Source organism: Citrobacter sp. Cpo012 (genome assembly GCF_030333015.1).
GTDB lineage: Bacteria > Pseudomonadota > Gammaproteobacteria > Enterobacterales > Enterobacteriaceae > Citrobacter > Citrobacter portucalensis.
Map to the genome: position 1 here is coordinate 130379 of NZ_JAOWGR010000043.1, position 14556 is coordinate 144934.

The 14556-nt window shown below is 50.4% G+C and carries 14 protein-coding genes; 8 read left to right on the forward strand and 6 right to left on the reverse strand.

The annotated features are described in order from the left end of the window. The first annotated feature begins 106 nt into the window (after positions 1 to 106). Positions 107 to 904, forward strand: coding sequence for an SDR family NAD(P)-dependent oxidoreductase (locus tag OGX90_RS20460; protein WP_286624602.1), 798 nt, complete (start codon positions 107 to 109; stop codon positions 902 to 904). Here the strand turns inward: OGX90_RS20460 and OGX90_RS20465 are convergent. Next, positions 891 to 1451 carry a TetR/AcrR family transcriptional regulator gene (locus OGX90_RS20465; protein WP_003831648.1) on the reverse strand — a complete coding sequence of 187 codons (561 nt, stop codon included), beginning with the start codon at positions 1449 to 1451 and terminating at the stop codon, positions 891 to 893. The genes OGX90_RS20460 and OGX90_RS20465 overlap by 14 nt on opposite strands. A gap of 85 nt (positions 1452 to 1536) precedes the next feature. Here OGX90_RS20465 and OGX90_RS20470 point away from each other — a divergent pair, with 85 nt between their 5' ends. The 3 genes from OGX90_RS20470 to OGX90_RS20480 all read left to right on the forward strand — a co-directional run bounded on the left by OGX90_RS20470 (position 1537) and on the right by OGX90_RS20480 (position 3949). Then, positions 1537 to 2745, forward strand: a complete 1209-nt coding sequence (locus tag OGX90_RS20470) for an MFS transporter (protein ID WP_286624605.1) — start codon at positions 1537 to 1539, stop codon at positions 2743 to 2745. Then, positions 2745 to 3560 (forward strand): Cof-type HAD-IIB family hydrolase, encoded by an 816-nt coding sequence (locus tag OGX90_RS20475; RefSeq protein WP_153753439.1) that lies wholly within the window; start codon positions 2745 to 2747, stop codon positions 3558 to 3560. Before OGX90_RS20470 ends, OGX90_RS20475 begins: the two co-directional genes overlap by 1 nt. Positions 3561 to 3667: 107 nt before the next feature. Beyond that, positions 3668 to 3949 carry a hypothetical protein gene (locus OGX90_RS20480; protein WP_003831642.1) on the forward strand — a complete coding sequence of 94 codons (282 nt, stop codon included), beginning with the start codon at positions 3668 to 3670 and terminating at the stop codon, positions 3947 to 3949. Positions 3950 to 4163: 214 nt separating this feature from the next. Here the strand turns inward: OGX90_RS20480 and OGX90_RS20485 are convergent, their stop codons facing one another. Continuing rightward, entirely contained in the window at positions 4164 to 5396 is a 1233-nt protein-coding gene (locus OGX90_RS20485; protein WP_286624608.1) for an MFS transporter, read from the reverse strand. 297 nt (positions 5397 to 5693) lie between these two features. Here OGX90_RS20485 and ybjG point away from each other — a divergent pair, with 297 nt between their 5' ends. Together ybjG and deoR are read left to right on the forward strand one after the other, a co-directional pair. Continuing rightward, a complete protein-coding gene (ybjG, locus tag OGX90_RS20490; RefSeq protein WP_286624610.1) occupies positions 5694 to 6302 on the forward strand; it encodes an undecaprenyl-diphosphate phosphatase in 609 nt (202 codons plus the stop codon). Between the two features lie 64 nt (positions 6303 to 6366). Next, a complete protein-coding gene (deoR, locus tag OGX90_RS20495) occupies positions 6367 to 7125 on the forward strand; it encodes a DNA-binding transcriptional repressor DeoR (protein ID WP_048214595.1) in 759 nt (252 codons plus the stop codon). Positions 7126 to 7170: 45 nt separating this feature from the next. Here deoR and dacC read toward each other — a convergent pair whose 3' ends face one another. Then, positions 7171 to 8373 carry a serine-type D-Ala-D-Ala carboxypeptidase gene (gene dacC / locus OGX90_RS20500; protein ID WP_020996521.1) on the reverse strand — a complete coding sequence of 401 codons (1203 nt, stop codon included), beginning with the start codon at positions 8371 to 8373 and terminating at the stop codon, positions 7171 to 7173. A gap of 328 nt (positions 8374 to 8701) precedes the next feature. Here dacC and OGX90_RS20505 point away from each other — a divergent pair, with 328 nt between their 5' ends. Beyond that, positions 8702 to 9328: a glutathione S-transferase family protein gene (locus OGX90_RS20505; protein ID WP_003831628.1), complete on the forward strand. Its 627-nt coding sequence runs from the start codon at positions 8702 to 8704 to the stop codon at positions 9326 to 9328. Positions 9329 to 9333: 5 nt separating this feature from the next. Here OGX90_RS20505 and OGX90_RS20510 read toward each other — a convergent pair whose 3' ends face one another. Continuing rightward, entirely contained in the window at positions 9334 to 10431 is a 1098-nt protein-coding gene (locus tag OGX90_RS20510) for a PQQ-dependent sugar dehydrogenase (protein ID WP_128316662.1), read from the reverse strand. Between the two features lie 102 nt (positions 10432 to 10533). Beyond that, positions 10534 to 10917, reverse strand: coding sequence for a biofilm formation regulator BssR (gene bssR, locus OGX90_RS20515; protein ID WP_008784229.1), 384 nt, complete (start codon positions 10915 to 10917; stop codon positions 10534 to 10536). A gap of 220 nt (positions 10918 to 11137) precedes the next feature. Here bssR and OGX90_RS20520 point away from each other — a divergent pair, with 220 nt between their 5' ends. Continuing rightward, positions 11138 to 12064, forward strand: coding sequence for a LysR family transcriptional regulator (locus OGX90_RS20520; protein ID WP_032942801.1), 927 nt, complete (start codon positions 11138 to 11140; stop codon positions 12062 to 12064). A 32-nt stretch (positions 12065 to 12096) separates the two neighbouring features. Here the strand turns inward: OGX90_RS20520 and glgP are convergent, their stop codons facing one another. Beyond that, positions 12097 to 14547, reverse strand: a complete 2451-nt coding sequence (gene glgP / locus OGX90_RS20525; protein ID WP_286624613.1) for a glycogen phosphorylase — start codon at positions 14545 to 14547, stop codon at positions 12097 to 12099. Positions 14548 to 14556: the final 9 nt, after the last annotated feature.

A 14556-nucleotide genomic window follows, 5' to 3' on the forward strand; every position in this document is an offset into this window, starting at 1 on the left:
AATTTGCGCTCATCGCCTTCCACCTCTGAAACTCCTCCCAAATTTGCAGCATGCCGGTTATGGCACATACTTTAAAACGGTGCTTTATCGGGGATGGGGGTTAGTCATGTTGCTTACTGGAAAAGTCGCAGTAATTTTTGGTGGCAGCGGGGCTATTGGTAGTGCGGTTGCGCAGGCCATGGCGCGCGAAGGAGCCCATATATGTCTGGGCGCTCGCAGCCAGGAAAAACTTGATCGGACGGCCAGTATTATCGGAACGGCAGGTGGTACAGTCGAAACCTTTATCACCAATGTACTCGACGAGCACAACGCATCGAAGGAAGTTACCCGCCTTGCGCAGCAAACCGGTGGAATAGATGTGGTGGTTAACGCAACGGGATTTATGCACGAACAGGGCAAACACATTAACGCATTATCCCTCTCTGAGTTTATGAGCGGTATAACCCCTTTCCTCTCGGCGCAGTTCAATATCGCAAAAGCCGTAACGCCGCACATGGGCGGCAATCGTGCGGGCGTCATTCTCAGCGTTGTTGCCCCCGCGGCCCCGATGGCGATGCCTGGTCATCTGGGTCATATTGTTGGTTGTGCAGGAACAGAGGCTTTTATTAAAGCGTTCGCCAGCGAGGTAGGACCGGCAAATATCCGGGTCGTCGGCGTGCGCTCGCATGCGATTGTGGATGCTGTTGCAGCTGGCTCCTATACCGGAGAAATTTTCTCCGCTAAAGCACAGTCAATGGGTTTAACCGTCGATCAATGGTTAGGGGGTGCGGCGCAAAGTACCATGCTCGCGCGCCTGCCTACGCTTGCACAAATCGCTGAGGTCATGACCTTTCTTGCTTCAGACCATGCCAGCGCCATGACCGCGACGGTGGTGAATATTACCGGAGGCGCTACGCACAGCTGACTGTCGCGGGTATCCCTGCAATACGCTCCACCATCAGCAAGATATCTTCTCGCTGCAGCGGTTTTTTGTCCGTGACAAAATGCAGCGTCATTCCTTCAATAAACGCATCCAGCGCCCGCGCCGTAACCGGGTCAAACCACTGCTCCAGCGTTTGTTGGCTGCGTAGCATCCAGTTCTGCATCACCGTTTTCAACGCTGGTTTACGGCTGGCAAAAGCATACAGCTGATACATGAGCTCCATATTATCAGGCGTTGTGACCTGAGAGCCGTAAATCATATCGGTAATGGCATGGCAAGCCTGCGACGCATCCTTAACATCGGCAAAAAAGTCCTGATACTGCAGCATCATCCTGTCAGTAAAACGGCCAAATGCCTCCATCAAAAGCTCATCGATTCCCGAAAAGTAATAGGTCATAGAACCCAGTGGTACCTCGGCGATCATAGCGATTTTACGGTGTGTAACCCCATGAATACCATGGGCTATTACTGCATCCAGAGTCGCCTGAACTATTTTTTCCCGCCGCTGCGGATCGTTTGCACGTCGCACTACATTTCCTCTTCTTGCATTTGTGTACAAATGTACACAGTCTTGCTAATGTTGTCTCCTTCCCTCTTTTCTTTGGCTCGAATTCATGACTGGCATCTCATCACGCAAAGCCTTAAGACGTCGCACCTGCGCGCTGTTCACGTTCTTCTTTTTACCAGGATTATTAATGGCCTCCTGGGCAACGCGTACCCCTGCCATCAGAGATATCCTCTCCATCTCCACTGCCGAAATGGGTGCGGTGTTGTTTGGGCTCTCTATTGGTTCGATGAGTGGCATACTTTGTTCGGCCTGGCTGGTGAAACGATTTGGCACGCGTAAGGTGATTCGCACCACCATGTCTTGTGCAGTCCTCGGAATGGCGATCCTCAGCGTAGCGCTCTGGCTGCATTCCGCATGGCTTTTCGCGTTTGGCCTGGGCGTATTTGGCGCCAGCTTTGGTGCGGCAGAAGTTGCCATCAACGTCGAAGGTGCGGCAGTTGAGCGCGAAATGAACAAAACCGTGCTACCGATGATGCACGGTTTTTACAGCCTGGGAACGCTGGCAGGGGCTGGGGTTGGAATGATGCTTACAGCCTTCAGCGTCCCGGCTACCGCGCATATTCTGCTGGCAGCGATGGTTGCTATCACACCAATTTTCATCGCCATCAAAGCTATTCCTGACGGCACGGGCAAAAATGCTGCTGATGGTTCTCACTCCGGTGAAAAAGGACTGCCTTTTTATCGTGATATCCAGCTATTGCTGATCGGCGTTGTTGTGCTGGCGATGGCATTTGCTGAAGGTTCCGCCAACGACTGGCTTCCACTGTTAATGGTGGACGGACATGGATTTAGCCCGACATCAGGCTCGCTGATTTATGCCGGTTTTACGCTGGGTATGACCGTTGGGCGATTTACCGGCGGCTGGTTCATCGACCGTTACAGCCGCGTTGCGGTGGTGCGCGCCAGTGCGCTGATGGGCGCTCTCGGGATTAGCCTGATTATTTTTGTCGACAGCTCCTGGGTGGCGGGTGTGTCCGTTATTCTGTGGGGACTCGGCGCATCGCTCGGCTTCCCGCTGACCATTTCAGCCGCCAGCGACACCGGCCCCGATGCCCCAACCCGCGTCAGCGTCGTGGCGACCACCGGTTACCTGGCGTTCCTTGTTGGACCGCCGCTTCTGGGCTATCTGGGTGAACACTATGGCCTGCGCAGCGCTATGTTAGTGGTGCTGGCGCTGGTGCTTGTCGCCGCCGTCGTCGCGAAAGCGGTAGCGAAACCGGATCTCAAAAATACCACGGTGATGGAGAACAGCTAATGAGTATCAAACTAATTGCGGTCGACATGGACGGCACATTTTTAAGCGACCAAAAAACCTATAACCGTGAGCGCTTTATGGCGCAATATCGCCAGATGAAAGAACAAGGGATCCGCTTTGTAGTCGCCAGCGGCAACCAATATTATCAGTTGATTTCCTTTTTCCCCGAACTGGCCAATGAAATCTCATTTGTCGCCGAAAACGGTGGTTGGGTGGTCAGTGAAGGAGAAGATGTCTTTAACGGCGAACTGGCTAAAGACGATTTCCATGCCATCGTAGAGCATCTGCTGACCCGCGCCGATATCGACATTATTGCCTGTGGTAAAAACAGCGCCTATACGTTGAAACAGTACAGCGATGAGCATAAGAACGTTTCCGCCATGTATTATCATCGTCTTGAATTTGTAGATGATTTTGACAACCTCAACGACGTTTTCTTCAAGTTCGGGCTGAATATTTCCGACGACCGAATTCCAAAGGTACAGGCCGATCTCCACGAGGCGATTGGCGATATTATGGTACCAGTGCATACCGGCTACGGCAGCATCGACTTAATAATTCCCGGCGTGCATAAAGCTAACGGTCTGCGCCTGCTGCAACAACGCTGGAATATTAACGACAATGAAGTTGTTGTATTTGGCGATGGCGGAAATGATATTGAGATGCTGCGCCAGGCAGGATTTAGTTTTGCAATGGCCAACGCCCATGAGCCGGTGATCGAGGCGGCAAAATATCGCGCAGGCTCGAACAACGAAGAGGGCGTTCTGGATATTATTGACCGCGTGTTAAGGAATGAAGCACCGTTTACGCATTAACGGCTCAGCACAGACGGCAACAAAATGATGGCATGATCTATTCATAATCCGCCTCAAATTAACCCGCTGGATTATTACTTCCAGTGAATATTTCAGGCGAGCGGATCATGAAGAAAAGTGTACTGATGGCAACATTGTTGCTGGGCTTTGCGGGGACCACATTTGCACAGAGCGTTACCGTTGATGTCCCCAGCGGTTATAAAGTGGTGGTAGTGCCCTCTTCCGTCAGCGTCCCGCAGGCGGTCAGCGTAACGACCGCACCACAAACGGTATATGTTGCTCCAGCGCCTGCTCCGGCCCCTGTCTATCGCGCACATCCTTATGCGCGACATGTGGCAAGCGTCGGTGAAGGGATGGTTATCGAACATCAGATTGACGACCACCACTAAGTTGTCGCCAGGCCCAGACAACCGTAATACTGGTCAGTTAAGATCTTTGGTGAGCGGTAGGCCGGATAAGGCGTTTACGCCACCATCCGGCAATTTGCTGTAGGCCGGATGGCGCTTCGCTTATCCGGCCTACAGCGTGATTCTATTATCAACATAATGATGAATTTATCGGCGTCATTATGCTTATCTGCGCTGGATTGCGGAAATCCGGACCTTAACCTTCCCGGGAATTCCCTACCCGTTTATCTTTCAGGAAGATAACCATCAAAATCAGCCACAGTACGCCGCTTGCCAGATTGAACAGGCTGAACAAGCCGTTCCCTCCCAGCAGATACGCGTGTTTACTCAGCTCAATACCGACGGTAAAAATCAGCATCTGCAACATACCCATTGCGGCAGAAACAGTACCCTTACTTATTTCGCTGGCAAACAGCGTCAGGCGCACCAGCCCCGCATTCGCCACGCCAATGCCAAACGCATAGATACTCAAACCCGCCGTCATCCATAGATATGCATGGGATGACACCACCGTGGCCGCAGCGGCAATAATCAGGCCAACGGCGATTGGCCAGCCGCCCATGATAATTAGCGAACGCACGGTTTTTCGCGAAGTCAGACGCGCCAGCACCAGGTTACCAGCAATCAACGCGCCAAAAATCGGCACCTGCAACAGACCATATTCGTAGCTGCTGAGATGTTCACCACTGATGATAATAATCGGGGACTGCGCAATCCACGCCAGTAACGGCAGGCTGACAAAACCCAACGCCAGTGCGCCTGCAACGAAGCGCACGTTCCTCAGCACCAGCTTATAATCCTTGCCCAACTCTTTAATGGACAGCTTTTCACCAAGCCGGGTTGCCGTTTCCGGCATCGCGCGTTGCAGACCAAAAAAGGAGATGGCCGCCAGAGCAGCAAACAGGATAAACATCCCTTCCCACGGCAGAACATGTACCCAGGCTGCGCCTACCAACGGACCCAGCAGTGGCGCAATCAGCGCCACGTTTGCCATCAGCGCGGTAATTTTTATGCAGACCGCTTCTTCAAAGGATTCCTGAATGGCGGCGTAACCCACTGCACCAATAAAGCACAGGCTTATCCCCTGTAAAAAACGCAGGAAGGTAAATTGCTCAATATTCTGTGCAAGCAGGGTTGCAAGGCAGGTAACGATGAACCAGATCACACCGGTTAACATTACCGGACGACGACCAATACGGTCCGACAGCGGTCCTAACAACCACTGCAAAAACATGCCGCCTGCCAGATAGGCGGTCATGGACGTAGGTACCCAATCTAATCCGGCGTTATATTGCGCCACCACCGCCAACATTCCGGGCTGGATCATATCGTTGCCGATATAAGTGGAGAATTCGTAAAGCACCAGACAGAGCGGGAAAAGTAATGCCTGACGCCCCAAACGGACGCCTGAAGATAAACGGTTCTGCATGCAATCTCTTAACTATAGAAAAATCGCGCAAAGTGTAATAAATGCGCCGTACTGGTGATAGTGAATTATGTGATTTGAAAGCAAAATGCGCACATTTTTACACTCATTTGCTCAAGAACATTTTGCTTTAAGGTTAATTTAAGTTGAGACCGCTATCATGCTCAATAAGTCTCATTAATTGTCTTAAAAATCGTCATTTAACAGGCAAATAAGACAAGACCGCTTTTTATCCCGTGAAAGCAATTTTATGCTCTCCCCAAATGGGTCTATTTAACGATTACACTGAGTCTGGACGTTATGCTGGAAAATCTGAACAATTCGCTTTTTTACCTGATCAATGCAACACCCGACTCTGCGCAATGGGCAATTTCGCTCGCCATTTTCATTGCCAAAGATCTGATCAGCATTGTGCCGCTGTTAGCCGTTGTGCTCTGGCTTTGGGGACCTCGTGGTCAGGTTTCGCTCCAGCGCCAGTTGGTCATCAAAATGGCCATTGCGTTGGTAGTCGGTCTGACGATTTCTTGGCTGATGGGGCATCTTTTCCCCCACGATCGTCCGTTCGTTAACCACATCGGCTATAACTTCCTGCACCATGCGGCAGATGACTCTTTCCCGAGCGACCACGGTACGGTTATCTTTACCTTTGCTCTGGCCTTCCTGTTCTGGCATCGCTTGTGGACGGGTGCTCTGCTGATGGTTGTCGCCGTGGCGATTGCCTGGTCACGTGTTTACCTTGGCGTTCACTGGCCGATGGATATGCTGGGTGGATTACTGGCCGGGTTGATCGGCTGTCTGAGCGCCCAGATGATCTGGCAACGGTTCGGCACAACCTTGTACCTCGGCTTGCAGACGTGCTATCGCACCTGCTTCGCTCTCCCCATCCGTAAAGGTTGGGTACGTGACTAACCCGCGGTAAAAAGAGTAGTATTAAGCGCGAAACTGAGCACTTATTCTATTCTCCAGGGGAATTATGGAAACTCGACGCGACGAGCGTATTGGTCAATTACTGCAGGCGCTGAAACGCAGCGATAAATTACACCTCAAAGAAGCCGCGACGTTGCTGGGCGTATCTGAGATGACCATTCGTCGCGACCTGAATAATCATGATGCTCCCGTCGTGCTGCTCGGGGGCTATATTGTTCTGGAACCCCGCAGCGCTAACCACTATTTAATCAGCGATCAAAAATCCCGTCTGGTTGATGAAAAGCGTCGCGCTGCCCAGCAGGCGGCGAGTCTCGTGCAGGCGCATCAGACCATCTTTTTCGATTGCGGTACGACCACGCCGTGGATCATTGAAGCGATCGACAATGAACTGCCCTTCACTGCAATCTGCTACTCGTTGAATACGTTTCTGGTGCTGCAGGAAAAACCGCAGTGCCGCGTCATTCTGTGTGGTGGTGAATTCCATGCCAGTAACGCGATTTTTAAACCGCTCGATTTCCAGGAAACGCTGAACAACCTCTGTCCGGATATCGCCTTTTATTCCGCAGCAGGTGTTCACATCGAAAAAGGCGCGACCTGTTTTAATCTGGAAGAACTGCCGGTGAAGCACTGGGCGATGTCGATGGCGCAGCATCACGTGCTGGTGGTCGATCACAGCAAGTTTGGCAAGGTGCGACCTGCGAGGATGGGGGAATTGAAACGCTTTGATACCATCATCAGTGATAACCGCCCTGACGATGAGTTTGTTGAGTACGCTAAAGCGCAACGTATCACGCTGAAGTACTAACAGATATTGCCGGACGGCGATTGCGCCATCCGGCAATAGATAAGATTAAGAGAACCAACCACCAAACCACTGGTGGAATTTCATCATCACAAAGTCCCACATGCGGCTAAAGAAACCACCCTCTTCCACATCTTCCATCACCATCAACGGACGCTGCTCAATGGATTTTCCGTTCAACTGGAAGTCGATAGTGCCCACAACCTGACCTTTCTTCAGCGGTGCAGTTAGCTGTGGTTCAGTCAGGGTAAAGCTGGCCTTCAGGTTTTTGAGCTGGCCACGCGGAATGGTCACAGAACCCCCTTCTCCGGCACCCAAATTCACTTCACTCTTATCGCCAAACCAGACGCGCTGGGTGACGAAAGTCGCATCCGGCTTGATCGGCGTAACGGTTTCAAAGAAACGGAAACCCCAGGTCAGCAGTTTTTCTGACTCATTGAAACGAATGCGGTCGGTTTTTGCTCCCAGCACCACGGAGATCAGGCGCATATCGCCCTGGGTCGCAGAGGCCACCAGGTTGTATCCCGCCCCGGCAGTGGTCCCGGTTTTCATACCGTCCACGTTCAGGTTGGTGCTCCACAACAGACGGTTGCGGTTCGGTTGACGTATTTTATTGAAGGTAAATTCTTTCTCTTTGTGAATAGCGTACTCTTCCGGCACATCGTGGATTAACGCCTTCCCGAGCAACGCCATATCACGCGCGGTACTGAACTGTCCTGCCGCATCCAGGCCGTGTACCGTCTGGAAAGTCGTGTTGGTCAGCCCCAGTTTTTTCGCATAGCCGTTCATCAGACCAATAAAGGATTCCTGGCTACCGGCAACGTAATCAGCGAGTGCAATACAGGCATCGTTACCTGACTGAATGATAACGCCTTTATTCAGATCGGATACCGCGACCTGATCGCCGGGCTTGAGGAACATGACCGACGAACCGCGCAGGGCTGGATTACCGGTCGCCCAGGCGTCTTTGCCCACGGTGACCATGTCGTTGAGGTTAATTTTTCCGGCCTTCAGCGCCTGCCCAACCACATAGCTGGTCATGATTTTGGTCAGACTGGCAGGATCCAGTTTCTCATCAGCATTACCTTCCGCCAGCACCTTACCACTGGCGTAATCCATCAGAATCCACGCACGCGCGTCCACGCTCGGCGGGGCCGTCGGTTGCTCCGCCGCCTGTACGGTCGGCGCCAAAAGGATTAAGAGTGCAGAACCTGCAGCAAAGCTGCGAAGTGAAGAGAAGTATTGCGTCATAAATGCCACCCGAGTATCCATTCCAAAAAACCACGTCATACCACACCGTGTTTACACAAAACCGGCCAAGCGACCTCGACCAACCCATGCAGAAAAAGTCTGATGGATGACGTGTAAAATAAGTGCGGTGAGTAATAACGCACTAACGAGCTTAAAGAAACCGTAAGTTGGTAAAGTTTTTAAAGTTTATGCAATAACGCCGCGGTGCGCTGCTCCTGGCACGATTTTTTTAGACTTTGTTGCGTAAATATTAGGTTTACCCCACCATGTGAGCTAGTCAGATGGCATCTGCAGCCATAAAGCTGCTCAATTAATTTGCGGGGTTACTATGATTACACTGTGGGGTCGCAATAACTCGACCAACGTAAAAAAAGTATTGTGGACGCTCGAGGAACTGGAACTGCCGTATAACCAAATTCTGGCGGGCGGGCAGCATGGCGGTAACCGCGATGCCGACTATCTGGCACTGAACCCGAACGGACTGGTCCCGCTGCTACGCGATGATGAAACAGACGTTGTTCTGTGGGAATCCAATACCATTGTCCGCTATCTGGCCGCTCAGTACGGACAAAAACGTTTGTGGATTGACGCCCCGGCCGCGCGCGCAGTCGGTGAAAAATGGATGGACTGGGCAAATCAGACGCTAAGCCCTGCGCATCGGGTTATCTTATTTGGTCTGGTCAGAACACCTGCCGATCAGCGCGATATGGCGGCCATTGAGGCAAGTAAGCAAGTTTGCGATAACCTGTTTGCCATTCTGGATAACGCGCTGGCAGACCAGCCATGGTTCTCCGGGGCTGAATTTGGCACGGCGGATATCGCTGTTGCACCGTTCATCTATAACCTGTTCAACGTTGGTCTGAGCTGGACCCCGCGCCCGCATCTGGAACGCTGGTATCAACAACTGACCGAGCGACCGGCGTTTCAAAAAATCGTGATGATCCCGGTCAGCTAACCAAATCAGGGACTCACTTTCAGTAATTCCCCGTCGGACTCGTCGGTTAACACGTACAAATAACCGTCTGGTCCGACGCGCACATCACGGATCCGCTGCCCCCTTTCCTGCAACAGACGACCATCCTCAGTGACCGTATTCCCCTTAATGCTCAGCACGATCACTTCTTTATCTTTCAACGCGCCGATGAACAACTTCTGCCGCCACTGCGGGAAGGTATCGCTATTGTAAAAAGCCATACCACTAACCGCCGGCGACTTTTCCCAGTAAAAGATGGGTTGTTCCGTGCCAGCAACAATTTGACCTTTTGCTTCGGGAATTTTCAAACCACTGTAGTTAACACCCCAGGTCGCGATAGGCCAGCCGTAGTTTTTCCCTTTCTCGGGGATATTGATTTCATCGCCTCCGCGTGGACCATGCTCATTGAGCCACAGCACATCACTCCACGGATTCATCGCCATCCCCTGCGGGTTGCGGATGCCATACGACCAAATCTCTGCCCGCGCTCCCGCCATGTTCACAAACGGATTATCCGGCGGAATTTTTCCCTCGTCGGTCAGTCGGACTAATTTGCCCTGCAATTTATCCAGGTCCTGGGCGGTAGCGCGTTGATTATTCTCCCCCAGGCCAATAAACAGATAACCGTTACCATCAAATACCAGACGTCCACCAAAATGGTTCCCGGTGGAAAGCTTTGGCTGTTGGCGAAAAACGGTCTGAAATCCTTGCAGATGTTTGAGATCGTCACTCAATCGCCCGTAGCCTACCGCGGTGCCCGCTTTGCCTTCGCGGTCGGCTTCAGCGAAGCTTAGCCATACCCGGCGAGATTGTGCAAAATCCGGTGCTAACGCCACATCAAGCAGTCCTCCCTGACCATTTGCCCAAACTTTGGGTACGCCGGTCAGCGGGTCGGAAAGCCCTTTATCAGGCTGCCAGAGTCGAAGCTGTCCACCTTTGAGCGTAATGAGCATACCGCGGTTATCGGGTAAAAAAGCCAGTGACCATGGGTGATCGAGTTTAGTTTGCAGCACTTCCACTTTTACCGCGGCGGCATAAGTGGAAAATAGCGCAAGTGGAATAGCACAGAGAAAGAGTCGACGCATAACACCTCCTTAATGGCTCTGCATAAAGCGTAGCCAGCAAGGGGAATTATCCCGCTACATTTACATAACCTTGACGAAAAGGGGGAGCGCCCTCCCCCTGATTCAGACGTGTTCCAGCGTTGGGTAAGATTGCAAACTCTGGATACTTAGCGTCAGCGTTGTCAGGCAGTTTTCCAGTTTCTCTGCGTTAACGGCGATAAACGTTGGACAATCGTGATGTCCACTCATAAGACAAACAGCAGCGGCGGCTAACGCCCCTTCAGCACGATGAAGGGCATTCCACTCTTCCTGATCAAGATGCATACCGTGAAGCTGTGATTGCTCGTGTAATTCACGATTCAGTGCAAAAAAAACATCACGCAGGCGATCGCTCTCGCTAACTGACATGTAGCCTTTCGCTTTTCTCAACTGCAGATAAGCGGCAAGTTCGATACGGGCGTTTATCAATTTGTTGAGAAGATCGGTTCTCAGTCTGTCAACAACCATACTTTGTTCCTCCTCTTTCCAACTATGGTGCAACTTAATAGTATGGTTGTTTTTTGAACAAATAGATGTCCTACATCAATAAAGCCCAATTGATTAACATAATTTACAATGTTACAACTTCATTCTTTACGCTTATCGAAGGCGCTCTGTGTCTGACTCGCCTGACTTTTTTTGCTATACCTGATGTGGTTACTGCCATGGTGTTGATGATGAGGGGTCTATGTCGAAAGCAAATGATGCAGAAAAAATACGCACACTATCAAAAATAGATCTCAATCTGCTGACCATTTTCTGTTTGATCTATAGCGTGGGTAGCATTTCCAGAGTCGCTGACATGCTGAACATCTCACCTTCCGCCGTCAGCCAGTCATTAAGAAAACTGCGCGAAATGATGGGTGATAATCTTTTTGTCCGTAGCGGGAATGCCCTGTTACCGACAGTCTATTCTGATGAACTGTATGATAATACAATCCCAATTATCGATAAGCTATCAACGCTGATGCCGCTTTCCACGCCTGCCGCCAAAAAAAGGTTAACGCTTTATACGGAATCTTTTATTTCCCCTATCGTTATTCCAGATGTCACCGCCAGAATAATCGAGACTGACGCCGATATCAGCCTCCTGCACCTTACCGCCGACCTGAATGAACAGAGTATTATTGAACTGCTGAATATGCGTCAGGCAGATGCTGTTTTTTCTACCTTTGCCGTAGAGTCAGCAAGTCTTTCATGCCAGAAAATATGCGATATGCGCCTGGTACTGGCGGCCTCGCAGAATAATTCTTTATATGGTAACACCATCAGTGAAGCGCAATTCAGAAACGCTAACCTGGTCGGTTACAATACTAAGAATGAGAAAATCATTTATCATCGCAGTATTGTGGATAAAAAATTCAGAACCGGAGAACGCTGCCTGCTTACCTCATCGTTTACGGCGATTCTGACGATTGTGTCCAATACCCATTGTTTAGGGGTGATCCCGGAAAAGGTATTTGAAACACACGCTCAGCTGTATGGACTAAAAAAAATAAACACTCCGTTTCCCTTGCCACAATTTAGCGTGTTTGCCTCATCGCGCAAAGAAAGCAATACCCACAAAATCCTCTCACCTATTCTGGCTGATTTGCAAACAGCCTCCCTGTTATGAAAACCAGAGAGGCTGAGCGTTAGAAATACTGGCTACACGCGTATTTTTGCTATGCGCCAGATATGGTCGGCATATTCCTGAACCGTTCTGTCCGACGAGAAATACCCCATGTTAGCAATATTATGCATGGTTTTTGTCGTCCACTCCCGGGGAGTACGATACAACTCATCCACCGCATCCTGACAATCTACATAGCTGCGATAATCTGCCAATACCTGATAGTAGTCGCCGAAGTTAATCAATGAATCCAACACGTCTCTATAACGCCCTGGCTCCTGCGGACTGAACACCCCTGTACCGATTTGCGTCAGCACCTGATGAAGTTCCTCATCCTTTTCAAAGATGTGCCTCGGGTCATAGCCATCACGTCGCAGAGTTTCAACCTGATTAGCCGTATTGCCAAAGATAAAGATGTTATCTTCCCCAACGTATTCGCGCATTTCGATATTCGCACCGTCGAGCGTACCGATAGTGAGCGCACCATTCATACCGAATTTCATATTGCTGGTCCCGGAGGCTTCCGTCCCGGCCAGGGAAATTTGCTCTGACAGATCGGCTGCCGGAATAATTAGCTGAGCGAGACTGACGCTGTAATCCGGAATAAATACTACTTTCAGTTTGCCGCCGATCTGCGGATCGTTATTGACTAACTGCGCCACATCGTTAATCAAGCGAATAATTTGTTTTGCCATGTGATAAGAGGAGGCTGCTTTTCCGGCAAAGATATTCACTCGCGGTACCCAGTTGGCATCCGGCGCGGCTTTAATCCGGTTATAGCGTGTAATAACGTGGAGCACATTCATGAGTTGCCGCTTGTACTCGTGGATGCGTTTCACCTGCACATCAAACAGCGCATCAGGATTCACCACCACGCCATAGTGGGTGGCAATATGGTGCGCCAGCCGCTGCTTATTTTTACGTTTCGCACGATGCACTGCTTCATTCACCGACGGATAATCTATAAACTGCTTCAGCTCGCCCAACTGCATTAATTTAGTCCGCCAGCTGTCACCGATATTTTCGTCCAGCACTTTGGCAAGCGGTGGATTCGCCAGCGCCAACCAACGACGCGCAGTCACACCATTGGTTACGTTGGTGAAACGCAAGGGAAATATACGCGCGAAGTCTGCAAACAGTGATTCGGTCATCAGTTTTGAGTGCAATGCCGACACGCCGTTTACCTTATGACTGACAACTACCGCCAGCCAGGCCATACGCACCACACGACCATTGGACTCATCAATTAACGACACACGTTTTAGTAGATCGCTGTCATTACGATAACGTTCCTGTAATGTCTTCAGAAAACGATCGTTAATCTCAAAAATAATCTGCAAATGGCGCGGCAAAATTCGACTTAGCATTTCTACTGGCCAGGTCTCCAGCGCCTCACTCATCAACGTATGGTTGGTATAAGAAAAAATCTGACAGGTCACGTCAAACGCGTTATCCCAGCTAAACTGATGATGATCAACCAATAAACGCATCAACTCAGGGATCGCCAGTACCGGATGCGTATCATTAAGGTGAATCGCAATTTTATCGGCCAGATTGTCGTATGTTTTGTGCAACTGATAATGACGACTCAGAATATCCTGGATCGTCGCCGAGGCCAGGAAATAGGCCTGGCGTAAACGCAATTCACGCCCCGCATCGGTGGAATCATCAGGGTACAAAACCCGCGAGATACGATCGAAGTGGTATTTGTTTTCCACTTCAGTAGCAAAGTCGGCCTGCTGATTCAGTTTGCCCGCATTAACTTCGCTATTCACCTGCACGTTCCACAAGCGTAACGTATTAGTCGTGTCCGTCGCATAACCTGAAATAATTTGATCATGTGCCACGGCCAGAATATCCTCGGTTTCAAGCCAGCGGGTTTTATTCCCTTCCTGTTGAACACGCCCGCCAAAACGTACTTTATAATGCGTATTATGACGTTTAAACTCCCAGGGATTACCGTATTCCAGCCAATAATCGAGCGACTCTTTTTGTACACCGTTAACGATATTTTGTTTGAACATACCGTAGTTATAACGAATACCGTATCCACATCCCGGCAACCCAAGCGTCGCCAGTGAATCAAGGAAGCAGGCCGCCAGACGACCGAGACCACCATTACCTAATCCGGGATCGTTTTCTTCGTCAATCAGTTCTTCCAGTTCAAGCCCCATTGCCTCCAGCGCGCTTCTGACTTCGTCATAAATACCTAAAGAGAGCAATGCATTGGATAGCGTACGACCAATTAAAAATTCCATCGACAGATAATATACCTGGCGCGCATCCTGAGAGAATTGCGCCCGATTAGAACGGTGCCAGCGCTCGACCATCCGATCGCGTACCGCATATAACGTCGCATTAAGCCACTCCCGTTTCGTGGCGATTGCGGGATCTTTGCCAATAGTGAATAAAAGTTTATTAGCAATATCATCTCTAAGTTTATCAACATCAGAGTCCGTGGCGACCGGAAGTGGCGAAATATACATATTAACGTT